General features: G+C 68.4%; 15 protein-coding genes. 10 read left to right on the plus strand and 5 right to left on the minus strand.

Translation table 11 applies throughout. The annotated features are described in order from the left end of the window. Window positions 1-24 precede the first annotated feature (24 nt). Window positions 25-1,518, minus strand: coding sequence for an aldehyde dehydrogenase family protein (locus PotMrB4_RS12690; protein WP_142009762.1), 1,494 nt, complete (start codon window positions 1,516-1,518; stop codon window positions 25-27). A 406-nt stretch (window positions 1,519-1,924) separates the two neighbouring features. Here PotMrB4_RS12690 and peaA point away from each other — a divergent pair, with 406 nt between their 5' ends. The 6 genes from peaA (at window position 1,925) to PotMrB4_RS12720 (ending at window position 9,511) form a co-directional block, all read left to right on the plus strand. Then, window positions 1,925-3,490: a quinohemoprotein amine dehydrogenase subunit alpha gene (peaA, locus tag PotMrB4_RS12695; protein WP_172433470.1), complete on the plus strand. Its 1,566-nt coding sequence runs from the start codon at window positions 1,925-1,927 to the stop codon at window positions 3,488-3,490. Between the two features lie 73 nt (window positions 3,491-3,563). After that, window positions 3,564-4,994, plus strand: coding sequence for a quinohemoprotein amine dehydrogenase maturation protein (gene peaB, locus PotMrB4_RS12700; protein ID WP_142009758.1), 1,431 nt, complete (start codon window positions 3,564-3,566; stop codon window positions 4,992-4,994). 1 nt (window position 4,995) lies between these two features. Beyond that, window positions 4,996-5,319, plus strand: coding sequence for a quinohemoprotein amine dehydrogenase subunit gamma (qhpC, locus tag PotMrB4_RS12705; RefSeq protein WP_044403960.1), 324 nt, complete (start codon window positions 4,996-4,998; stop codon window positions 5,317-5,319). Window positions 5,320-5,348: 29 nt separating this feature from the next. Beyond that, window positions 5,349-6,470, plus strand: a complete 1,122-nt coding sequence (peaD, locus tag PotMrB4_RS12710; RefSeq protein ID WP_074971126.1) for a quinohemoprotein amine dehydrogenase subunit beta — start codon at window positions 5,349-5,351, stop codon at window positions 6,468-6,470. Window positions 6,471-6,693: 223 nt separating this feature from the next. Next, a complete protein-coding gene (locus PotMrB4_RS12715) occupies window positions 6,694-8,394 on the plus strand; it encodes an AMP-binding protein (protein ID WP_172433471.1) in 1,701 nt (566 codons plus the stop codon). A gap of 91 nt (window positions 8,395-8,485) precedes the next feature. After that, window positions 8,486-9,511 carry an AraC family transcriptional regulator gene (locus PotMrB4_RS12720; RefSeq protein ID WP_172433472.1) on the plus strand — a complete coding sequence of 342 codons (1,026 nt, stop codon included), beginning with the start codon at window positions 8,486-8,488 and terminating at the stop codon, window positions 9,509-9,511. A gap of 6 nt (window positions 9,512-9,517) precedes the next feature. Here the strand turns inward: PotMrB4_RS12720 and PotMrB4_RS12725 are convergent, their stop codons facing one another. Beyond that, window positions 9,518-9,943, minus strand: a complete 426-nt coding sequence (locus PotMrB4_RS12725) for a VOC family protein (protein ID WP_172433473.1) — start codon at window positions 9,941-9,943, stop codon at window positions 9,518-9,520. Between the two features lie 103 nt (window positions 9,944-10,046). Here PotMrB4_RS12725 and PotMrB4_RS12730 point away from each other — a divergent pair, with 103 nt between their 5' ends. After that, window positions 10,047-10,916, plus strand: coding sequence for a LysR family transcriptional regulator (locus PotMrB4_RS12730; RefSeq protein WP_172433474.1), 870 nt, complete (start codon window positions 10,047-10,049; stop codon window positions 10,914-10,916). Between the two features lie 7 nt (window positions 10,917-10,923). Here PotMrB4_RS12730 and PotMrB4_RS12735 read toward each other — a convergent pair whose 3' ends face one another. The 3 genes from PotMrB4_RS12735 to PotMrB4_RS12745 all read right to left on the minus strand — a co-directional run bounded on the left by PotMrB4_RS12735 (window position 10,924) and on the right by PotMrB4_RS12745 (window position 14,582). Further along, window positions 10,924-13,002, minus strand: coding sequence for a hybrid sensor histidine kinase/response regulator (locus tag PotMrB4_RS12735; RefSeq protein WP_232060826.1), 2,079 nt, complete (start codon window positions 13,000-13,002; stop codon window positions 10,924-10,926). 124 nt (window positions 13,003-13,126) lie between these two features. Next, on the minus strand, window positions 13,127-13,633 hold the full coding sequence (locus PotMrB4_RS12740) for a thioredoxin family protein (RefSeq protein ID WP_074971210.1): 507 nt from the start codon (window positions 13,631-13,633) through the stop codon (window positions 13,127-13,129). 64 nt (window positions 13,634-13,697) lie between these two features. After that, the gene (locus PotMrB4_RS12745; RefSeq protein ID WP_074971212.1) at window positions 13,698-14,582 is read right to left on the minus strand and encodes a LysR family transcriptional regulator; all 885 of its coding nucleotides are present in this window, start codon (window positions 14,580-14,582) and stop codon (window positions 13,698-13,700) included. A 98-nt stretch (window positions 14,583-14,680) separates the two neighbouring features. Here PotMrB4_RS12745 and PotMrB4_RS12750 point away from each other — a divergent pair, with 98 nt between their 5' ends. From PotMrB4_RS12750 to PotMrB4_RS12760, 3 genes are all read left to right on the plus strand, one after another. Further along, complete coding sequence (locus tag PotMrB4_RS12750; RefSeq protein WP_172433475.1) at window positions 14,681-15,643, plus strand: DMT family transporter; 963 nt, start codon at window positions 14,681-14,683, stop codon at window positions 15,641-15,643. A 190-nt stretch (window positions 15,644-15,833) separates the two neighbouring features. Then, entirely contained in the window at window positions 15,834-17,408 is a 1,575-nt protein-coding gene (locus PotMrB4_RS12755) for a sensor domain-containing diguanylate cyclase (RefSeq protein ID WP_172433476.1), read from the plus strand. Between the two features lie 114 nt (window positions 17,409-17,522). Continuing rightward, window positions 17,523-24,221, plus strand: coding sequence for an MBG domain-containing protein (locus tag PotMrB4_RS12760; RefSeq protein ID WP_172433477.1), 6,699 nt, complete (start codon window positions 17,523-17,525; stop codon window positions 24,219-24,221). The last annotated feature ends 1 nt before the right edge of the window (window position 24,222 follow it).

Genomic DNA, 24,222 nt, shown 5'->3' on the forward strand with positions numbered 1-24,222 from the left:
CCTGCCTTGGGGCCGGCGTTGCGCTTACAACCGCATCAGCACCGACTTGAGTTCGGTGTAGTGCTCGATGGCGGCTGCGCCCATCTCGCGGCCGAGCCCCGACATCTTGTAGCCGCCGAAGGGCAGGGCCGGGTCCAATGCGCTGTGGCAGTTGACCCACACGGAGCCGGACTTGATGCGCGGGATCATCCGGTGCACGGCGCCCAGGTCGTTGGACCAGATGCTCGCGCCGAGGCCGTAGGGGTTGTCGTTGGCCAGGCGCACGGCTTCGTCGAGGTCGTCGAAGGGCATGGCCACCAGCACCGGGCCGAAGATCTCTTCCTGCACCAGGCGGTGCTTCTGGTCGACGTCGGCGATCACCGTCGGCTTGACGAAATACCCCGGCCCGAAGCCTTCGCCGCCGCAGACCACCGACGCCCCCAGCTCGCGGCCGAGGTTGATGTAGCCGGTCACGCGGTCCTGCTGGCGGGCGGAGATCAGCGGGCCCATCTGCACGCTCGGGTCCAGCCCGTTGCCCAGCTTCATGCCGTTGGCGATGCCGGCGATGTCGGCCACCACGTTGTCGAAGTGCTTGCGCTGCACGTACAGGCGCGAGCCGGCGCAGCACACCTGGCCCTGGTTGAAGAAGATCGCCGTGGCGGCGCCGGCGGCGGCGTCCTGTAGGTTGGCGTCGGCCAGTACCAGGGTGGGCGACTTGCCACCCAGCTCCAGGGTGACGCGGGTCATGTTGTCCATGGCGGCTTTGCCGATCTGCTTGCCGACCTCGGTGGAGCCGGTGAAGGTCAGCTTGTCCACGCCCGGGTGGCGGGTGAGGGCGGCGCCGGCGTTCAGGCCGGTGCCGGTCACCACGTTGAACACCCCGGCGGGGTAGCCCGCCTCCAGCACCAGTTCGGCCAGCTTGAGGGCGGTAACCGGCGTTTCGTCCGCCGGCTTGAGCACCACCGTGCAGCCGGTGGCCAGGGCCGGGCCGAGCTTCCAGCAGGCCAGCAGCAGGGGGAAGTTCCAGGCGACGATGGCGCCCACCACGCCGACGGCTTCGCGGCGGATGAAACCGTGGAACTGGTCGTCCGGCATCAGCGGCAGGGAGACGTCGACGCTGCTGCCTTCGATCTTGGTGGCCCAGCCGGCCATGTAGCGGAGGAAGTCGATGGCCAGTTGCACGTCCATCACCTGCGCCACCGCCGCGCTCTTGCCGTTGTTCAGGCATTCCAGCTCCGCCAGTTGCTGGGCATCGCGCTGCATCAGGTCGGCCAGGCGCCACAGCAGGTTCTGCCGTTCGCGGGGGCGCATGCGGCTCCAGGCGGAGTCATCGAAAGCCTGGCGGGCGGCGCGCACGGCACGGTCCACGTCGTCCGCGTCGGCCGAAGGCACGCGGCCGATGACGTCACCCGTGGCCGGGTTGCGGAAGTCTAGGGTGGCGCCGCTGGTGGCGTCCTGCCACTGGTCGCCGATGAGCATCTTCAGCGGGCGGTCGAGGAAGGCGCGGGTGGCCGGCAGGAGGGGCAGCTGGTCGGACATGGGTTCGCTCTCTTGTTGTCAGGGAAGGAGGTGACAGCCATGGGGCAACCGCCATGCCAAGCTGCGCGCGAGGGCGCCAGGCGCCGTCTGCCGTGACCTGCGGCGACGATGAGGTGGGCACCGGCGCATTGGGGCTGTTGCACTTTGAGACGGCGTGAGACAACCCGTGCAACAGCCGCGCCCGCTGCGCTCGGGTGTCACCGTGGCGGCGTCTCAGGCTGGAACAGCCTGTCTCGAAATTAGACGCGTGCGGTGTTTCGCCACAGCCCCGATGAAGCCGCGTTGCGCGCTCAAGGCATTGATTTAGAAAGGTTTATCGGAAGTGGCACACATCCTGTATCGGCTGCGACAGTTGTGCCGCCCGGTTCGGCGCGACCCATAAGAACAAAACCGTGGAGGTCTGACCTTGAAGACGACTCGACTCCGGCGGCAAGCGGGCAGCCTGGTGCTGACCCTGGCAGCCTTGCTGTGTGCCCAGGCCCATGGGGCGGAAGAGGGGCCGGCGCTCCTCCAGTCCAAATGCATGGGGTGCCACATCCCCGAGGGCAACGACACCTACAGCCGCATCAGCCACCAGCGCAAGACGCCCGAAGGCTGGCTGATGAGCATCGCCCGCATGCAGGTGATGCACGGCCTGAAGATCAGCGACGAGGACCGTCGCACCCTGGTCAAGTACCTGGCCGACAAGCAGGGCCTGGCGCCCAGCGAGACCGACGGCGTGCGCTACGCCATGGAGCGTCGGCTGAACACCGTCGAGCAGTTCGACGATCACCTCAGCCAGATGTGCGGCCGCTGCCACTCCGGTGCCCGTGTCGCCCTGCAGCGGCGCCCGGCGAAGGAGTGGGAGCACCTGGTCAACTTCCACCTCGGCCAGTGGCCGTCCCTCGAATACCAGGCCCAGTCCCGCGACCGCGACTGGCTGGACATCGCCCTCAAGCAGACCGTGCCCGACCTGGCCAAGCGCTTCCCGCTGGACAGCCAGGCCTGGACCGACTGGCAGAAGGCCCGGCCCAAGGCCGACGTGCTGCCGGGCCAGTGGAGCTTCAGCGGCCACATGCTCGCCAAGGGTGATGTGCGCGGCGTGATGACCGTGACCGCCGATGGTGCCGACACCTTCAAGGTGGACGTGAAGGGCCAGTACGCCGACGGTTCGCCGTTCACCGGCAGCGGCTCGGCGATCCTCTACAACGGCTACGAATGGCGCGGCAACGTGAAGGTGGGCGACACCACCCTGCGCCAGGTCTTCGCCGCCCTCGACGGTCAGATGACCGGCCGCATGTTCGAGAGCGAGCACGACGAGCGTGGCCTCGACTTCAGCGCCGCGAAGCAGGGCCAGGCCCGGCTCCTGGCGGTGCAGCCGGCGCAGGTCAAGGCCGGCAGCGAAACCGAGCTGACCCTGGTGGGCAGCGGCCTCTCGGGTGCGCCGCAACTGGGGGCCGGACTGGAGGTGGTGAAGGTGCTGGACAGCACCCCGGACCATGTGCGGGTGAAGGTGAAGGCGGCCGCCGATGCCGCCCCCGGCCTGCGTGAGGTGTCCATCGGTGCGCTCAAGGGCGTGACCCTGGCGGTCTACAAGGACATCGCCGAGGTCAAGGTGGTGCCCGCGTTCTCCATCGCCCGCATCGGCGAGAACGGCGGCTCCACGCCCAAGGTCCAGGGCCGCTTCGAGGCCGAGGCCTGGGGCACCGACGCCGCCGGCAAGGCCTACCGCATCGGCTACCTGCCGGCGAAATGGTCGGTGGAACCGTTCGATGAGCGGGCCAAGGAAGACGAGGACGTGAAGTTCGCCGGGGTGATGCAGAAGGATGGCGTCTTCGTGCCCGGCGGTGCCGGCCCCAACCCGGAACGCAAGATGATGACCAACAACGCCGGCAACCTGAAGGTGATCGCCGAACTGGAGGAGGGCGGGCAGAAGGGCGAAGGCCACCTGATCGTCACTGTCCAGCGCTGGAACAACCCGCCATTGCCCTGAGTGGGAAGGACCGGGCAGGGCGGTTGCCCCGCCCGGATTCGAAACGAATCGGGACGAATTCCAGGAGGTCGCCATGGGCGCAATCTTGAATCTGGTCGAACGCAACCTGCACGAGGTGCAGGTCAACACCGACCGCATGCTGTTCCACATCCCCAGCAGCTCGCTGTTCGCCACCGACGCGCTGACCGGGGGCATCATCGACGCCCTGCGCCAGCAGGGATGCTCGCCCGAGGAGTTGGTGCAACGCCTGGGCGGGCGCTTCGCGGGGGCCGAGATCGACGAGACCCTGCGCGAGCTGATCGCGCTGGAAGTGGTGAGCGACGGCTCGCCGCTGACGCCGGAGATCGGCCTGAAGAAGGTCGACCGCACCGCCCTCAACACCGTGGTGCTGAACGTCAACACCGGCTGCAACCTGAGCTGCACCTACTGCTACAAGGAAGACCTCGACAAGCCCTCGGCCGGCAAGAAGATGGCCGTGGAAACCGCCGAGGCCTCGGTGGAGATGCTGCTGCGCGAGTCCCCCGACGAGGCCCGCTACAGCGTGGTGTTCTTCGGTGGTGAGCCGCTCTCCAACCGCCCGCTGATCGAGCACATGGTGGGCTACTGCGAGCGTCGCTTCGCCGCTGCGGGCAAGCAGGTGGAGTTCGTCATGACCACCAACGCCACGCTGCTCACCGAGGAGATCGTCGACTGGCTGAATGCCCACCGCTTCGGGCTGTCCATCAGCATCGACGGGCCGAAGACGGTGCACGACCGCAACCGCATCACCGTAGGCGGGCAGGGCACCTACGACGTGGTCCGGCGCAAGGTGGAGATGCTGCTGTCGCGCTACACCAGCCGCCCGGTGGGCGCGCGGGTGACGCTGACCACCGGCGTCACCGACGTGGAAACCATCTGGGACCACCTGTTCAACGAACTGGGCTTCGCCGAGGTGGGGTTCGCCCCGGTCACCTCCGGCGACATCAGCAGCTTCAACCTAACGGCGGACGAGCTGGTGCAGGTGTTCGCCAACATGAAGGCCCTGGGCCGGCGCTACCTGGAGGCGGCGCTGGAGAACCGCAACATCGGCTTCTCCAACCTGCACCAGCTGATTACCGACATCCACGAGGGTCAGAAGAAGGCGCTGCCCTGCGGGGCCGGGCTGAAGATGCTGGCGGTGGACCACAAGGGCGAGCTGAACCTCTGCCACCGCTTCACCGGCTCCAGCCTGCCGACCTTCGGCAACGTGCACGGCGCGGTGAAGCAGGCCGAGCTCAACGACTTCCTCTCCCAGCGCCTGGACCGCACCGGCACCGGCTGCGACAGCTGCCGCATCCGCAACCTCTGTTCCGGCGGCTGCTACCACGAGAGCTACGCCCGCTACGGCGATCCCACGCACCCGACCTATCACTACTGCGAACTGATGCGCGACTGGGTGGACTTCGGCATCGAGGTCTACAGCCGCATCCTGGCCGGCAACCCGGCCTTCATCAGCCGCACCATCACTCCGCGGAAGGCGCACTGACATGAAACACCTCAAGCCGCTGAACCAGAAAGCGCACCTGCTCGAACAGGCCGCAGCCGAAGACCGCCTGGAAGAAGTCGTTGCCATGAGTGCCGTCGCTGGCTGTACGGCGACCACCGACCCGGGCTGGGAAGTGGATGCCTTCGGGGGCGTCAGCTCCCTGTGCCAGCCCATGGAGGCCGACCTTTACGGCTGCTCCGACCCCTGCTGGTGGCCGGCCCAGGTGCCGGACATGATGACCACCTACCAGGACTGGAACGCCAGCGCGCAGGACTCCTCGCAGGACTGGCGCAACCTCGGCACCGTCTTCCCCAAAGACAAATGACCGGCCACCCGAACACGAGGGATAACCCGATGAAGCTCAATGCGTTCGCCAGCCTGGCCGTTGCCGCCGGGCTCGCCCTGGGTGGCCAGGCCCTGGCCGCCGACAACGCCGGCCTGGCACTCAAGGCCGGCCAGGAATACATGATCGCCACCAACTACCCGAACAACCTGCACGTGCTCGACCTGGCCAGCGACAGCCTCTACAAGACATGCCGCCTGCCCGACGCCTTCGGACCGGGCACCGCCATGGTGTCGCCGGATCGCAAGACCGCCTACCTGCTCAACAACCACTTCGGCGACCTCTACGGCATCGACCTCGACAGCTGCCGCGCGGTGTTCCACGCCAAGCTTTCGCGCAAGCCGGACGAGAAGGCCCGCTCCATGTTCGCCTTCGCCCTCAGTCCGGACGGCAAGGAGCTGTACAGCGTGGTCAACCCGACCCGCATGGCCAGCGACCACTACGAGGTCCAGCAGCCGCGCCTGGAGGTGTTCGACACCGCCGCCGGCCTGGACGCCCAGCCCGTGCGCAGCTTCCCGGTGCCGCGCCAGCTGTACATCATGCGCGCCGCCGACGACGGCACCCTGTATATCGCCGGGCCCGACATCTACAAGATGGACGTGAAGACCGGCCACTACGAAGTCGCCGTGCCCGGTCGCAATTGGAAGCGCCCCAACTACGGCCCGCCGGACGTGCTGTACTTCTGGCCGCACCAGACCCCGCTGCACGAGTTCTCGATGCTCTACACCACCACCAGGTTCAAGGACGAGAAGCAGGACCCGGCCACCGCCGACTTCGTCTACGGCTACGTGAGCATCGACCTGAAGACCGGCAAGCCCACCGTGGAGGACTTCGCGCCGCTGACCGAGCTGTACTTCACCGGCCTGCGTTCGCCGAAGGACCCGAACCAGATGTTCGGCGTGCTCAACCGCCTGGCCAAGTACGACATCAAGCAGCAGAAGCTGATCAAGGCCGCCAACCTGGACCACTCCTACTACTGCATTGCCTTCAACACCCAGGGCAGCAAGCTCTACCTGGCCGGCACCTTCAACGACATCGCCGTCTTCGATCCGGACAGCCTGGAGAAGGTGAAGAACATCAAGCTGCCGGGCGGTGACATGGCCATCACCACCACCCAGGTATTCGTGCGCTAGGCCGGTGACTCCCCCGTGGCCCGGGCTTGTGCCCGGGAGCGGGGCGGGTCTGCCGTAGGCGTTCGCACGCGTCATTCCACGCCATCTACGACCAATGGGTCACTGGACAGAACAAAACCCTTTACCCAGATTGACGTTTACGTAAAGGTAATCGGCCTCCCTGCCCGAATCGGAGGCCACTCGGAACGACCCGATCCCACCACAACGACAAGAAGGGACAGCCATGCATCAACCGAGCTATACCCGGGGGCGCCAGGACAAGCCCCTGCTCGCCATGACCATCGGCGCGGCATTCGACGCCACGGTCGCCCGATTCCCCGAACGCGAAGCCCTGGTGGTGCGCCACCAGGGGCTGCGCTACAGCTGGCGCAGCCTGGCCGAGGCGGTGGAGGCCCATGCCCGCGCGCTGATGGCCTTGGGTATCCAGAGCGGCGACCGGCTCGGCATCTGGGCGCCCAACTGCGCCGAGTGGTGCATCACCCAGTTCGCCAGCGCCAAGGTCGGCGCCATCCTCGTCAACATCAACCCGGCCTATCGCAGCAGCGAGCTGGAGTACGCCCTGCGCCAGTCCGGCTGCCGCTGGGTGATCTGCGCCGACGCCTTCAAGACCTCCGACTACCACGCCATGTTGCAGGGCTTGGTGCCGGAGCTGGCCAGCGCGCCCATCGGCCAGCTCGCCAGCGAGGCGCTGCCCGAACTGCGCGGGGTGATCAGCCTGGCCGCCGAACCGCCGGCCGGCTTCCTCGCCTGGGCCGACCTGCAGCAGCGGGCAGGGGAGGCCACCCCGGCCGAGCTGGCCGAGCGCCAGGCCAGCCTGCAGTTCGACGACCCCATCAACATCCAGTACACCTCCGGCACCACCGGCTTCCCCAAGGGCGCCACCCTCAGCCACTACAACATCCTCAACAACGGCTACATGGTCGGCGAGAGCCTGGGGCTAACCGAGCACGACCGCCTGGTGATCCCGGTGCCGCTGTACCACTGCTTCGGCATGGTCATGGGCAACCTGGGCTGCGTGACCCACGGCGCCACCATGATCTACCCCGGCGACGCCTTCGACCCGCTCACCGCCCTGCGCGCCGTGGCGGAGGAGAAGGCCACCGTACTGTACGGCGTGCCGACCATGTTCATCGCCGAGCTGGACCACCCGCAGCGGCATGAATTCGACCTCTCCAGCCTGCGCACCGGCATCATGGCCGGCGCGACCTGCCCCATCGAGGTGATGCGCCGGGTCATCGGCGAAATGCACATGAGCGAGGTGCAGATCGCCTACGGCATGACCGAGACCAGCCCGGTGTCCCTGCAGACCGGCCCGGATGACGGGCTGGAGCTGCGCGTCACCACCGTCGGCCGCACCCAGCCGCAGCTGGAGAGCAAGATCGTCGATGCCGAGGGCCGCATCGTGCCGCGCGGCACCATCGGCGAGCTGTGCACCCGGGGCTACAGCGTGATGCTCGGCTACTGGAACAACCCCCAGGCCACCGCCGACGCCATCGACCCGGGCCGCTGGATGCACACCGGCGACCTCGCGGCCATGGACGACGACGGCTACGTGCGCATCGTCGGGCGCAGCAAGGACATGATCATCCGCGGCGGCGAGAACATTTACCCCCGCGAGCTGGAGGAGTTCTTCTTCACCCACCCGGCCGTGGCCGACGTGCAGGTGATCGGCATTCCCTGCAGCAAGTACGGCGAGGAGATCGTCGCCTGGATCAAGTTCCACCCCGGCCACAGCGCCGGCGAGGAGGAGCTGAAGACCTGGGCCAAGGCCCGCATCGCGTACTTCAAGGTGCCTCGGCACTTCCGTTTCGTGGACGAGTTCCCCATGACGGTGACCGGCAAGATCCAGAAGTTCCGCATGCGCGAGATCAGCATCGAGGAGCTGACGCCGCCCCGGGACGGCAAGGTGACGGCGATCCGCTAGCGCCCCAGGGAGCCGCGTCTTGCGCGGCTCCTTATCCCGCCTTCCATCTCCTACACTGGGCGCCCGTAATCGCCATGACCCCCGGAACGCCATGACAGGAACGTCAGCCGAGAAAGGCACCATCTCCGTCCGCCTCGTCGACGAAGCACTGCAGGTGCTTCGCCAGCAGGGGGGCGACGTCGCCGCGCTGCTGGAGCAGGCCGGCATTCCCGCCGAGCAGATGGCCCGGCCCTACGGTCGGGTCGCCTCCAGGCAGTACGCCCAGCTGTGGCTGCTGATCGCCCGGGTGATGGATGACGAGTTCTTCGGCATGGACAGCCGCCGGCTCAAGTCCGGCAGCTTCGCCCACATGAGCCGGACCGCCCTGCAGGCCGCCACCCTGGGGGACGCGCTGCAGGCCAGCCTGACCTTCCTCGCCCTGGTGCTGGATGACCTGCAGCCCCGCCTGGCGCGGCGCGGCAGCCTGGCGGAGATCGTCCTCGACGACAGCGGCGCGCCGCCTCGGGCCTTCGCCTGCTTCACCCTGTTCCTCATGGTCCACGGCCTGCTCTGCTGGCTGGCCGGTCGGCGCCTGCCGATCCTCGGCATCGAGCTACGGGGGCCGCAGCCGGCCTACATCGAGGACTACCGGGTGATGTTCACCCCGCACCTCCGCTTCGGCCGCGACACCACGCGCCTGGTGTTCAACGCCGACTGCCTGGCCCAGCCGGTGCGCCGCAACGAGGCGGACCTGCGGCGCTTCCTCGCCGGTGCACCGGCCAACATCCTGGTGCGCTACCGCGACCCCCAGAGCCTGGCCGCCCGCATCAAGACCTACCTGCGCAGCCTGCGCCCCGAGCGCTGGCCGGACCTGGAGGCGCTCTCCGGGCACTTCTACATGGCGCCCTCCACCCTGCGGCGCAAGCTCACCCAGGAGGGGCAGTCCTACCAGGCGCTGAAGGACCAGGTGCGCCGCGACCTGGCGGTCGCCCGGCTGGACGCGGGCGAGGTCAACTTCACCGAGCTGGCCTTCGAGCTCGGCTTCGCCGACGCCAGCGCCTTCTACAAGGCGTTCCGCAAGTGGACCGGTTCCACCCCCGGGCAGTACCGGGCGCTGGTGCACCCCGAGGCGGGCTGAGCCCCCTCACTTGGCGAACAGCTGGCCGATGTCCCGGAACGCCTTGAACTCCAGCGCGTTGCCGCACGGGTCGAGCAGGAACAGCGTCGCCTGCTCGCCCACCTGGCCCTTGAAGCGCACATAGGGCTCGATCACGAAGCGCGTGCCGAGGCGTTGCAGCCGCTCGGCCAGGGCCTCCCAGTCCTCCCAGGCGAGCACCACGCCGAAGTGCGGCACCGGCACGTCGTGGCCGTCCACCGGGTTGGTGTGGGCGGCGAGCTGGCTGGTGGTCGGCGGGTGCTCGTGGATCACCAGCTGGTGACCGAAGAAGTCGAAGTCCACCCACTGCGCGCTGGAGCGGCCTTCGGCGAGGCCGAACACCTCGCCATAGAAACGCCGCGCGGCGGGCAGGTCGTGAACGGGGATTGCGAGGTGGAAGGGGGCGAGTTGCATGCTGTGCTCCTGTTTTGTGTGCCCATTTTAGATGTGGAGATTTCGATGCAAAGCCAGGATTATTTGTGCCGAGCACGAACGTTTTCGATCAATGAGGCACCCCATGCTGCGAGAGATCCGCACCTTCGTCGCCGTGGCCCGCCATGGCACCTTCGCCGCTGCCGGCATGCACATCGGCCTCACCCAGTCCGCCGTCAGCGCGCAGATCCGCAACCTGGAAGAAGCGCTGGGCGTGCGCCTGTTCGACCGCACCGGCCGCCAGGCGCTGCTCAACGCGGCCGGTGAGCGGGCGCTGCCCCTGGCACGGGAGATGCTCGACCTGTTCGCCCGCATGGCGGCCACGGACGAGGCGGGCGCCCATGCCGGGGAGCTGCGCATCGGTGCCATCGCCACCGCCCAGACCGGGCTGCTGGCGGACGCGCTGCTGCGCCTGCGGGAGCGCGCCCCGGCGGTGGAGCCGAAGCTGGTGCCCGGCGTTTCGCTGAACCTGCTGAGCCAGGTGGATGCCGGCGACCTGGACCTGGCCATCCTCATCCGCCCGCCATTCGAACTGCCCAAGGAACTGCATGCCGAGGTGCTGCGGGAGGAAGCCTTCGTGCTGGTGGTGCCGCGCGGCCTGGAGGGCGACGACCCGCTGCGCCTGCTGGCCGAGCAGCCGCTGGTGCGCTATGACCGCACCTCCTTCGGCGGGCGCCTGGTCACCCGCTTCCTGCGCCAGCAGCGGCTGGACGTGAAGGTGGCGCTGGAACTGGACGAGCTGGACGCCATCGTACGCATGGTCGAGGCCGGCCTCGGCATCGCGCTGATCCCCGAAGCGGGCCTGTGGCTGGAACGCGACGCCGCCATCCGCGTGGTCCGCCTCGGCCCGCTGACCTTCCACCGGCAGATCATCCTGCTCACGCGCCACGCCCAGCGCCGCCAGCCGCTGCAGCGTCTGTTCGCAGCCTGCCTGGCGGGGGAGGACGCCAAATAGCCGGGCCCTAGACCGCCCGCAGGCCGGCTTCGGCGGGGGGCTGGCCGGATGGTGGGGCTTTGAGCAGCAGGCGGATGCGGTTGGCCAGGGCGTCGATGGCGTAGGGCTTGGCCATGACCTCCATCCCCGGGGGCAGGGGTTCGTTGCCGAACGGGGCGTTCTGGGCGTAGCCGGTGATGAACAGCACCTTCAGGTCCGGGCGTTGCAGGCGGGCGCGGCGGGCCAGTTCCAGGCCGTTCAGGCCCCCCGGCAGGCCGACGTCGGCCAGCAGCAGGTCGACCGCTCGCTCGCCGGCAAGCAGGGCGAGGGCCCCGGGGCCGTCCGCGGCTTCGAGCATCTGGTAGCCGAGGTCTTCCAGCACTTCGCGCATCAGCTGGCGCAGGGGCGCTTCGTCGTCCACCACCAGTACGGTGGTGCACTGCTCGGCGCGGGGGATTTCAACCGGGCGGGGTGTTGGCGCGGGCTCTGCCTCGCCGTGGTGGCGGGGCAGGTAGAGGCTGAGGCTGGTGCCCTGGCCGAGGGTGGAGGCGATGCGCACCTGCCCGCCGGATTGCCGGGCGAAGCCGTACACCATCGAGAGCCCGAGGCCGGTGCCCTGGCCCACCGGCTTGGTGGTGAAGAAGGGTTCGAAGGCTCGGCTGATGACGTCCTCGCTCATGCCGCTGCCGGTGTCGCTGACCATCAGCACCAGGTAGTCCCCCGGTTCCAGCCCGCGCTCGCCGGCAGCCTGGGCGCCGAGCACGACATTATTGCTGCCGATGCACAGGCGGCCGCCGTTGGGCATGGCGTCGCGGGCGTTGATACAGATGTTGAGCAGGGCGCTTTCCAGCTGGTTCGGGTCCACCAGCACCGTCCACAGGTCCGGGCCGTCGACGCACTCCACCTCGATGTTCGGGCCCATGGTCCGGCTGATCAGTTCGTGCAGCGTCGCGACCAGTTGGTTGACGTCGGTGGGGCGCGGATCGAGGGCCTGGCGGCGGGAGAAGGCGAGCAGGCGGTGGGTGAGGGTGGCGGCGCGTTCGGCGGCGCTGCGGGCGATGTCGATGTAGCGGTTAAGGTCCTCGGTGCGCCCCTGGGCGATGCGCAGGCGCAGCAGCTCCAGGCTGCCGCTGATGCCGGCGAGGAGGTTGTTGAAGTCATGGGCGAGGCCGCCGGTGAGCTGGCCGACGGCCTCCATCTTCTGGCTCTGGCGCAGTTGCTCCTCGGCCTGGCGCAGGGCGTCGGCGCGGGCGCGTTCCTCGGTGGTGTCGCGGCCGATGGCGCTGATGAAGCCGTCGCCCGAGGAGGAGGACCAGTTGATCCAGCGGTAGCTGCCATCGCGATGGCGCATGCGGCTGGCGTAGTCCCGCAGGGGCTCGCCCTGGATCAGGCTGTGGATGGCGGCCCAGGCGTCGGCGAGGTCGTCGGGGTGCACCAGGTCCAGGCAGTTGCTGCCCACCAGCTCGGCTTCGCTCCAGCCGAGGATGTTCTGCGTGGCGGGGTTGGCGGCGGTGATCACCAGGTCCTGGCGCGACACCAGCATGATGTCCGGCGAGAGGTTCCACAGGCGGTTGCGGTCGCGGGTGCGCTCGGCCACCTGGCGCTCCAGGTTGTGGGTGAGCTGGCGCAACTGGCGCTCGGCGGTGACCCGGGAGGTGGTCTCGATTACCGTGTCGAGCATGCCCAGCACCCGGCCGTCGGCGTCCCGCAGCGGGCTGTAGCAGAAGGTGAAATAGCTCATCTCCGGTCGCCCGTGGCGGTCCAGCTCCACGGGGAAATCCTCGATGAAGGTGGCCTGGCCCTGGTAGGCCCGCTCGGCGATGGGGCCGATGCTGTCCCAGGCTTCTCGCCAGATGTCGTCGAAGGGCCGGCCGAGTGGCGCGTGCTTGTTGCCGAGGATGGGCACGAAACCGTCGTTGTAGATGGAGATGCGCTGCGGCCCCCATACCAGGCAGCAGGGGAAGTGCGAGGACAGGATGGTGTCGACGCTGATGCGCAGCGCCTCGGGCCAGTGCTCGATCGGGCCTAGCGGGGTGCGGGACCAGTCGTGCTGGCGCACCTGCTGGCTCATCGGCCCGGGGGCGGCGGGGAAGGGGGTAGCGTCCATGTCAGGATTCCGAGGGGCAGCAGCGAGGATGGCCGGGTCAGAGGAGTTGACCACGAAGCGGCCGGACAATTCGATTCCGCGATGCCTGTTTGCCGTGGTGGTGACGGCGAGCAGGCGCGAGGACCTAGCGCTGCTCGGCCTGCTCGATGAGTTCGAGCACGTCGGCCAGGGTGGCGTCGAGGTGCTCGCCGGCCTTGTAGGCGCGCAGCACGGCCTCGTCACCCTCGCGGACGAGGCGCGGCCGTTCGATGAACAGCCCGGCGGGCTCGAAGGCCTCGTCCAGCACCACCACCAGGGGAATGGCGATGCGCTCCAGGCCCAGGCGGGTCTTCAGGTCGTCTTCGGCGCGGCCCTTGGTGATCACCGCGAGGTCGATGCGCGGCTGGCGGCGGCACAGGTCGTCCAGCACGGTGACGTTGATCTGGCAGTCCGGGCACCACATCTCGCCCACCACCAGCAGGTGGTAGCGGCGTTCGATCTGCTCGATGCGCTGCAGCAGTGGGGCGGCCGGTCCCTGGTCTTCCAGGCGCTGGGCGATGGCGGCGGCTGCGGCGGTCTCGGCCGGTAGGCCGCTGCCGACGAACTCGGTGTAGGACTGGCCGATGTCGAACAGCTCGCGATAGGTCGCCATGGGGATGCTCCGTTGAAAGTGAGGCGGCATCCCAGCAGAAAAGCCCACCCGGGGCAACTGCGCCTCACCCCGGCGACAGGTAGCCGAGCAACTGCCGGGCGTGGGAGCCGAGGCCATCGGTGCCACGGATGCACAGGCGCAGCTCGCGGGTGGCCCAGGTGTCCTCCAGGGTGACGATGGCCACCGGCAGCTCCTGGGTCAGGCGGTGGGCGGCGGCCTCCGGAAGCATGGCGATGCCGGCGCCCTGGGCCACCAGCTGGGCGATGGCGTCGAAGCTCGGTGCGCGGACCCGCACCATCAGCGGCAGGCCGTTCTGCCGGGCCATTTCCTCGACGAAGCGCTGCATGGAGCGCTCCGCCGGCAGGCACACGAAGGGGTAGCCCAAGGTGTCGCGCAGGTGGACGCTGCGCAGCGGCGCGAGGGCGTGGCCAGCAGGCACCAGCATCACCAGGCGGTCGTCGCGGAAGGGCAGGGAGATCAGCCCGCCGGTGGGCAGGTTGCCGTCGTACACGCCGATGTCGATGTCGCCGGCCTGCACACCCCGCAGCACGTCGCGGCTGGTCTGCTCGGTGAGCTGCAGGTCCACCTCGGGGTAGTCCGCCAGGAAGGGGCCGAGGGCGCCCGGCAGGAAGGAGCTGTTGGCCACGGTGGTAGCGGCCAGGTGGACGACGACGCGCTGCTGGCCGGCCAGCTCCTCCAGCAGCACCTTGAGCCCCTGGGCTTCGTTGAGCAGCGCGTGGCAGCGCTCCAGCACCAGGCGGCCGGACGGGGTGGGCGTCATGCCGTCGGCGCGGCGGGTGAAGAGGGTGATGCCGCAGCGGGATTCGAACTGGCGCAACCGGGTGCTGGCCGCAGAGACCGCCACGGGGAAGGTGGCCGCCGCCTTGCTCAGGCTGCCGGTGGCGGCGATGGCGCTCAGCAGGCGCAGGTCGGACAGGTCGAAGTGCATGGCGTTCTGATTTCCATAAGGGGTGGTTCTGGAAAAACCGATTCTAGCCCTCTCGCGTTCTGTCCAGAATAAGGCTCTACCTGCTGATGGCCTGCCTCATGAACGCTCTGTTTTCCCTGTACCAGCGCGGCCTGCGCAACGGCAGCCTGTTCGCCGTGCTCTCGGCGGCGGGCTTCAGCCTCAAGGCGATCTTCGTCAAGCTGTCCTATGCCGCCGCCCCGGTGGATGCGATCACCGTGCTGGCGCTGCGCATGGGGCTGGCACTGCCGCTGTTCGCCTGGCTGCTGTGGCTGAGCCGCGGGACGGGCGAGGCGCGCCTGTCGCCCGCCGATGGGGGGCGCATCCTGCTGCTGGGGCTGGTGGGCTACTACCTCTCCAGCCTGTTCGATTTCTATGGGCTGGAGTCCATCAGCGCCGGCCTGGAGCGGCTCATCCTGTTCACCTACCCGACCCTGGTGATGCTGTTCCAGATGGTTGCCCTGCGCGAGCGCCCCGGCAGCCGCACCTTGCTGGCCATGGGCATCTGCTATGCCGGGCTGGGGGTGGCGCTGTTCCACGACGTGAGCACCTCGACCCTGGGCAGCCAGGTGCTGGTGGGCTCGGCCTGGGTGTTCGCCAGCGCGGTGACCTACGCCCTCTATTACCTGGGGGCGGGGATGATGCTGCGGCGCCTGGGCTCGATGCGCCTGGCCGGCCTGGCCGGGAGCGCCTCGGCGCTGATGGTGCTGGTGCACTATGCAATCACGGCCGATATCACCCAGTTGACGCACCTGCCGGCGCAGGTGTGGCTCTATGCCGCGCTCATGGCGCTGCTCTCGACGGTGCTGCCGATCTACTGGATGGCCCTGGCGATCCAGCGCATGGGCGCGACCCAGACGGCTGCAGTGGGCAACCTGGGGCCGGTGCTGACCATCCTCGCGTCCTGGGCGGTGCTGGGCGAGGCGGTGTCGCTCTACCAGGTGGCGGGGTTGGCCCTGGTGCTGTTCGGCGTGTCCCGCCTCCGGCCTGCCGGCCCGGCGCCGAGCGCAGCGGCAGCGCCGGCTCCCGTGGCGCGTGGGTGATGGCACTGCGCTGTTTCGGCCTTGGTTTCGCCTTGGCCGACGCGTAAAATCCCCACGTTTTCCGGGCTCTTTCCGGGCCTGTGACGGTCCGTGCAAGGCCTGCTTGCCCACCCTCACGATGCGATCACCCCCAGGACCTGCTGCAAGGATCGCAGTCCCCTTCGAGTGATCGCCCATCGGGACATGACCCATGCCGTTCGGGCCGCCCCCCAAGCTCAACCTGCGCAGCCTCATCCTGCTGTTCGCCCTCACCGCGACCCTGGCGACGCTCGCCAACAACCTGCTGGTGACCTACGGCATCCAGCGCCAGGCGCTGGTGCAGAACGCCCTGGAGGCCAACCGTGCCTATGCGGCCAAGCTCGCCGCCAGCATCAACGAGAACCTGGCCGGTGACCTGGAACGCCTGCGTTTCAGCGCCACCCTGCTGGGCAACGTGCCGGGCGACACGAAACAGATGGCGCTGGAGGCCGAGCGCCTGCTGATGCAGGACCACAGCTTCAACACCGTGCTGGTGGCCAACGCCGAGGGCACTGTGGTGGCCTCCAAGCCGGACAGCCTGGGCATCAACGGCCAGGCCCTGCGCTCGCGGGAGGCCCTGCAGCAGCGCCGGGCCATGGTCAGCCCGGCATTCCGCTCCCTGGCGGGCAACCTCATCGTCTTCGTCTCCCACCCCATCTGGGGGCACGACGGCCAGTACCTGGGGCTGATCGGCGGCACCATCTACCTGGGCAAGCCCAATGCCCTGGATTCGCTCGTCAGCCAGCACTTCCACCACGACGCCTCCAACGTCTACCTGGTGGACCCGGACCGCAAGGTGCTGTTCCACCCCGACGCCAGCCGCGTTGGCGAGCGGCTGGGCGCCAACCCCATCGTCGACGCGGTGCTCAAGGGTGAGAGCGGCGCCATGCAGGCGGTCAACACGCGGGGCGTGGAGATGCTCGCCGGCTACGCCAGCGTGCCGTTGAGTGGCTGGGGCGTGGTGGCGCAGCAGCCCCTGTCTGAAGCCCAGGCGGCGCTGGAGGACCTGATGAAACGCCTGCTGGTCGGGCTGCTGCCCATGAGCCTGCTGGGCGTGGGGCTGATTCTCTGGATCTCCGCGCGCATCAGCCGCCCCCTGCGGCAACTGGCCGAGAGTGCCGCGCAACCGGAGCGGGCGGAGAAGGCCCTGTGGGTGAAGGCCTGGTATGCCGAAGCGTGGATGATCAAACAGGCACTGCTGGCGGGCCTGGAAGTGACCCGGGCCAAGCTCGGCCAGCTGGACCTGCAGGCCAAGAGCGACCCCCTCACCGGACTGGCCAACCGGCGCGCCATGGAAGAGCGTTTGCAGGCCTGGCAGCGGCTGGGCACGCCGTTCTCCGTCATCAGCCTGGACATCGACCACTTCAAGCGGGTCAACGACACCTTCGGCCACGACACGGGTGACGATGTGCTGCGCCAGTTCGCCGACCTGTTGCGTCAGGGTTGCCGGGAGCGGGACCTGCCGTGTCGTGTCGGCGGCGAGGAGTTCATCCTGCTGCTGCCCGAGGCGCCCCTGCGCACGGCGGCGGAGGTGGCCGAGCGCTTCCGCGCCCGGCAGGAGGCCACGCCGATCGCGCCTGTCGGCCAGATCACCGTGTCTCTCGGTGTGGTGCACTGGTCACCTCAAGGTGGGCGCAGCGTGCAGGACGTGCTCAAGCGTGCGGACGCCTTGCTCTACCAGGCCAAGCAGGCCGGGCGTAACCGGGTGATGGCGGACGAAGCGCGGGTGTTCGAGTCAATCAGTTGACGTCAAAAATATTCACTGTAAAAAATTTCTGACAGCCAATTCCTACGCAAAAGTCGGCGTGGTATACAGCGGCGGTTTTCCCGAGCCCTTTCTTGCCGTCAAAGGACTGCTGCCATGAATCGAGCCTTCTCGCTGGTCTGGAATCCCCGTCTGCGTGCCTGGTGTGTCGCCGATGAGCATGCCCGGCGGCGCAAGGCGGGGTCCGGCGCGGTCCTGGCGTGCGCGCTGCTGGCTCCGGTGGCGGCGCTGGCGGCCGACCTGCCCACTGGCGGCCAGGTGGTTTCCGGCAGTGGCGCCATCAGCCAACCCAACGCCCAGCAGATGGTCATCGACCAGTCCAGCAACAAGCTGGCGATCAACTGGCAGAGCTTCGACATCGGTGCCGGCAAGCGCGTGACCTTCAACCAGCCCGGCAGTGACGCCATCGCCCTCAACCGCGTGGTGGGCAGCGACGGTTCGAAGATCATGGGCCAGCTGGATGCCAACGGCCGGGTGTTCCTGGTCAACCCCAACGGCGTGCTGTTCGGCAGCGGTGCCCAGGTCCAGGTCGGCGGCCTGGTGGCCTCGACCCTGGACATCGACCCGCAGGATTTCGAACGCGGCCACTACCGCTTCAAGGGCGACGGCACGCCGGCGGCCGTGGTCAACCAGGGCACCCTCAGCGCAGCCGACGGCGGCGCCGTGGCGCTGCTGGGTGGCACCGTCAGCAACCAGGGGGTGATCGTCGCCCAGCAGGGCAGCGTGGCCCTGGCGGCCGGCAATGCCATGACCCTGGATTTCGCCGGTGACGGCCTGCTCAAGGTCCAGGTGGACGAGGCCGCAGCGGATGCGCTGGTGGAGAATCACAAGCTGATCCGCGCCGACGGCGGCAAGGTGCTGCTCACCGCCGACGCGGGCGATGCGCTGCTCAAGACCGTGGTCAACAACACCGGCGTCATCGAGGCCCGCACCCTGGGCCAGAAGGACGGCAAGATCATGCTTATGGGCGACTTCGACGGCGGCGTGGTCAAGGTGGCCGGCACCCTCGACGCCAGCGCGCCCAACGGCGGCAACGGCGGTTTCATCGAGACCAGCGGCGCCCACGTGCAGATCGCCGACGACGTGAAGGTCACCACCCTGGCGCCCAAGGGCAAGACCGGCGAGTGGCTGATCGACCCCTACAACGTGACCATTTCCAGCGCCACCAGCTCCGGCATGGGCGGCTTCAACGGCAACGCCAACGACAGCGTGCTCAACGTCACCACCCTCACCAATGCCCTGGCCAGCACCGGGGTGACGGTGACCACCGGCGTCGGCGGCAGCCAGGCCGGCAACATCACCGTGGACGCGCCCATCCGCTGGAACGCCAACACCGTACTGGCGCTCAACGCCGCCGGCAGCATCATCATCAACAAGGACATCACCGCCACCGGCAACAACGCCGGGTTGTCCATGTCCTACAGCGGCAGCTACAGCCTGAACAAGGGCGCCCGCGTGACCCTGTCCGGCAGCAATGCCAGCCTCAGCCTGGCGGGCACCGGCTACGTCCTGATCCATGACATCGGCGCGTTGCAGAACATCACCAGCACGGGCTTCTACGCCCTGGGCAACGACATCGACGCCAGCGCCACCGCGGGCTGGAACGGTGGCGCCGGCTTCAACCCGCTGGACGGGGCGAGCACCAACTTTGCCGGCCTTGGCCACAGCATCGACAAGCTGACCATCAACCGCGGGTCGGAGAGCGACGTCGGGCTGTTCCGCACCGTGAGCGGCAACGTCCGTGACCTGACCCTGTCGAATGCCCGCATCACCGGCCAGATGAACGTCGGCGGTATCGCCGCCACCCTTGGCGGCACCCTCAGCAACGTCCACATGACCGGCAGCGTGTCCGGCTCCGGGGCCTTCGTCGGAGGCCTGGCCGGCACGGTGAACAACGGCATCATCCGCTACTCGTCCTCGGCCGCCGACGTGACCGGCCTGACCGTGGTGGGCGGGCTGGCGGGCAGCGTCCAGAGCATTGCCATGGCCGACTCCTATGCCACCGGCTCGGTCACCGCCACGGTCAGCAACACCAGTGCGTTTGCGGGCGGGCTGCTGGGCGAGGTGATCTCCAGCGCGACGCTGACCAACACCTACGCCAGCGGCAAGGTCACCGGCTACACCACCACGGGCGGCCTGATCGGTGGCGGCTACCTGCCCACCATCACCGTCAACACCAGCTACTGGGACATCAACAGCACCGGCCAGTCCAGCTCCCTGGGTGGCGGTACCGGCCTGACCAGCGCCGTGCGCAACCAGTCGGCCTACACCGGCTTCGACTTCACCAACATGTGGGTGATGTTCGAAGGCGATACCCGGCCGATGCTGCGCAACGAATACTCCACGACCCTCTTCACCCCCCACGCCCTGCAACTGATGGGGCTGGACCTGACAGCCAATTACCGCCTGGGCACCGACCTGAGCCTGGCCAGCGCCATGGCCGCCAGCGGCGGCTACTATGGCGAGGTATGGGGCGCGTCGGGTTTCCGCCCGGTCGGCAGCAACGCACAGCAATTCACCGGCAGCTTCGACGGGCAGGGCCACAGCATCAGCGGCCTGGCCATCAACCGCGCGGCCACCGACTATGTCGGCCTGTTCGGCTACACCTCCGGCGCGACCCTGGCCAACGTCAAGCTGGTGGGCGGCAACGTCACCGGCAGAGACAACGTCGGTGCCCTGGTCGGTTACATGCAGGGCGGCACCCTCGGCAACGCGTCGGCCAGCACCACGGTCAACGGCACCAGCACCAGCGAAGCCAATACCGGCGGGCTGGTGGGCACCAACGACAGCGGCGCCATCGCCGATGCCTCCGCCACCGGCAATGTCACCGGGGCCGGCTACCAGGTCGGTGGCCTGGTCGGCTTCAACGTCAACGGCGGCAGCATCACCCGCTCCTATGCCACCGGTAACGTCACCGGCACCAACACGACCGCAAACCTCGGCTATGTCGGTGGTCTGGTGGGCGCCAACGGCTACAGCGGCGACGGTGGCTCCATCAGCCAGTCCTACGCCACCGGCACGGTGAGGGCGTCGTCGGGGCCGGTCGGCGGTTTCGTCGGCCACAACGAAGGCAGCATCACCGACTCCTACGCCACCGGCGCGGTGATCGGCCAGGGCTCTGCGAGCAACATCGGCGGCTTCGCCGGGGTCAATTTCATCAACGGCACCATCAGCAACAGCTACTCCACCGGCTACGTCGCCGGCGGCACCCAGCTGGGTGGCTTCGTCGGCTACAACAACGGTACCAACGGCGCCATCAGCAACGCCTACTGGAACACCCAGACCAGTGGCCAGTCGCAGGCCGCGTTCGGCGGCCTGATGACCGGCATCACCGGGCGTACCACCGCGCAGCTCCAAGGCGGGCTGCCGTCCGGCTTCTCCTCGTCCATATGGGGCACCGGCGCCAACCTCTACCCGTACTTCACATGGCGCTACAGCACCACGCCCATCGCCATCAGCGGCAAGGCCTTCAGCAATGGCGGCAGCACGGCCCTGGCGGGCGTGACGCTGACCGCCGTATCCGGCGGCGTGGCCATCGGCAGCGGCAGCAGTGGGGCGGACGGCTACTACTACATCCTCAGCGATGCCAGCGGCCTGGATGCCAACGGCGCCATCGCCTACCTGGACGGCAACGTCGACACCGGTGCCGGCTTCGGCGACGTGATCGGCATCAACGGCATCCAGGGGCTGGACGTCTACAGCTCCGCCGCGCGCCTGGCCACGGGGCAGGGCAGCCTCTCGGCGACCCGCAGCCGCTACCTGGCCGCGCGCGGCAGTTATGCCGATGCCGACCTGGCGTTCCTCTCGTCCAGCGACTTCTCAGCCCTCACCAGCAGCGGCTACGGCCTCTACCTGGCTGCCAGCGCTGCCAACTACAGCCTGGACACCAACCTCGGCTCCGGCGGCCTGCTCAGCCTCGACAGCGGCGGTGCCTTCGGCATCAGCGGCACCCGCCAGCTGTCGGCAGGCGGCAACCTCAACGTGGCCGACCGCCTGACCTGGGGCGACAACGCCGGGCTGACCCTCAGCACCAGCAATGGCGGCAACGTCCTGCTGGGGGATGGCATCGACGCCGCCAACGGCAGCCTGACCCTCTCTGCTGCCGGCACCACGACCAGCAACGGGGGCGTCAACCTCGGCGTGCTGAATCTCACCGGCGGCACCTGGAGCCAGGTGGCCGCCAGCCTGCCCAGCTTCAGCGTCACCGACTTCCGCCTCAGCCCCGGTGCCACCTTCGTGCGCGCCCTGGGCGGTGACGGCAGCCTCGCCACGCCGTACCGCATCACCGATGTCTATGGCCTGCAGGGCCTGGCCTCCACCAGCCTGGCGGGCAGCCGCTTCGTCCTGGCGAACGACATCAATGCCTCCAGCAGCGCGCTGTGGAACAGCGGCACCGGCTTCCTCTCCATCGGCAGCCTGGCCAACCCCTTCACCGGCCGGTTCGACGGGCAGGGGCACCGCATCAGCGGCCTGGCCATCAACCGTCCCGGCAGCACCTACAGCGGCCTGTTCGGCTACAACGCCGGCTACGTCGGCAACCTCAACCTGGTGGGGGGTAGCGTGGCCGGCGGCACCTACACCGGTGCCCTGGTGGGCTACAACGCTGCCGCCGGGCTGGTCGAGCGGGTCAGCAGCGACACCACCGTAACCGGCACGGGCAACGTCGGCGCCCTGGTCGGCACCAACGCCGGGACCCTCAGCGAGTCCCTGGCCACGGGCAGCGCCAGCGGCGGCCTGAATGGCGGCGGCCTGGCCGGCAGCAACGCCAGCACCGGCACCATCCGCGACAGCTACGCCACCGGCAGCGCCCAGGGCAGCGCCACGGCAGGCGGCCTGGTCGGGTTCAACGACGGCAGCCTGCTGCGTGTCTATTCCACGGGCACGGCCAGCTCCAGCGTCGGCGCGGTCGGCGGCCTGGTGGGCAGCAATGTCGGCACCGCCACCGGCAGCTTCTGGAACACCACCACCAGCGGCCTGGCCCAGGGCGCCGGGGCCGGCAACGGCAGCGGCATCTCCGGGTTGACCAGCGCCCAGCTCACCAGCCTGACGCCCTTCGTGGCGGCCGGCTGGAGCATCGATGATGCCGGTGGCACGGGCGCCACCTGGCGCATGTACGAAGGCCACAGCGCGCCGCTGCTGCGCAGCTTCATGACCGCCCTCAGCGTCAACGTCGGCAACGCCAGCAAGACCTACGACGGCACCGCCACCAGCAGCACCGGTGCCCTGGTGTACCCCATCGGCTACGACCCGGCCCTGGTTTCCGGCAGCGCCCTCTACACCGCCAACAGCGTCAACGCCGGCACCTACACCGGCGCCAACCTGCGCGCGAGCGGGCTCTATTCCAGCCAGTTCGGTTATGACATCGAGATGCTCGCCGGCACCCTGACCATCGACAAGGCGGCGCTGACCATCACTGCCAGCAATTCCAGCAAGACCTACGGCCAAACTGCTTCGCTGAGCGGCTTCACCACCTCGGGCCTGATTGCGGGCGACCAGGTCAGTGGCGTGGATCTCGCCAGCCTGGGCTCTGTCTTCAATGCTGGCGTCGGCAACTACGCCATCGTTGCCAGCAACGCCCAGGGCACCGGACTGGGCAACTACGACATCACCTACGGCAACGGCACCCTGACCATCGACAAGGCCGCGCTGACCATCACTGCCAGCAACGCCAGCAAGACCTACGGCCAAACTGCTTCGCTGAGCGGCTTCACCACCTCGGGCCTGATTGCGGGTGACCAGGTCAGTGGCGTGGATCTCACCAGCCTGGGCTCTGTCTTCAATGCTGGCGTCGGCAGCTACGCCATCGTTGCCAGCAACGCCCAGGGCAGTGGGCTGGGCAACTACGACATCACCTACGGCAACGGCACCCTGACGATCGACAAAGCTGCGCTGACCATCACTGCCAGCAACGCCAGCAAGACCTACGGCCAGACTGCTTCGCTGAGCGGCTTCAGCACCTCTGGCCTGATAGCGGGCGACCAGGTCAGTGGGGTGGACCTCACCAGCCTGGGCTCTGTCTTCAATGCTGGCGTCGGCAATTACGCCATCGTTGCCAGCAACGCCCAGGGCAGCGGGCTGGGCAACTACGACATCACCTACGGCAACGGCACCCTGACCATCGACAAGGCCGCGCTGACCATCACCGCCAGCAACGCTAGCAAGACCTACGGCCAGACTGCCTCGCTGAGCGGCTTCACCACCTCGGGCCTGGTAGCGGGCGACCAGGTCAGTGGCGTGGACCTCACCAGCCTGGGCTCTGTCTTCAATGCTGGCGTCGGTAATTACGCCATCGTTGCCAGCAACGCCCAGGGCACCGGACTGAGCAACTACGACATCACCTACGGCAACGGCACCCTGGCCATCGACAAGGCCGTGCTGACCATCACCGCCAGCGACGCCAGCAAGACCGCCGGCCAGGTGGCGAACCTCAGCGGCTTCACCACCGCCGGGCTGGTGGCGGGGGACCAGGTCAGCGGTGTCAGCCTGGCCAGCAGCGGTGCCGGGGCAGGGGCTGCGGCCGGCAACTACGCCATCGTCGCCAGCAACGCCCTGGGCAGTGGCCTGGCCAACTACGACATCAGCTATGTCGACGGCCTGCTCACCGTCACCGGGACCCTGCCTTCCAGCACCGTCAGCGATCCGCGCGTGCAGGTGGCGCAGATGACCGGCAAACAGCCTGGCAGCGAAACCGAGCGGCCCCTGGTGGTGGTCACCCCGGCACTCTTCGCACCGGCCGAGTTCGGCGCGCAGCTCAACCTCGTCAACAACGGCATTCGTCTTCCCGAAGGAATCTGAA

It is taken from the genome of Metapseudomonas otitidis, from assembly GCF_011397855.1.
GTDB classification, from domain to species: domain Bacteria; phylum Pseudomonadota; class Gammaproteobacteria; order Pseudomonadales; family Pseudomonadaceae; genus Metapseudomonas; species Metapseudomonas otitidis.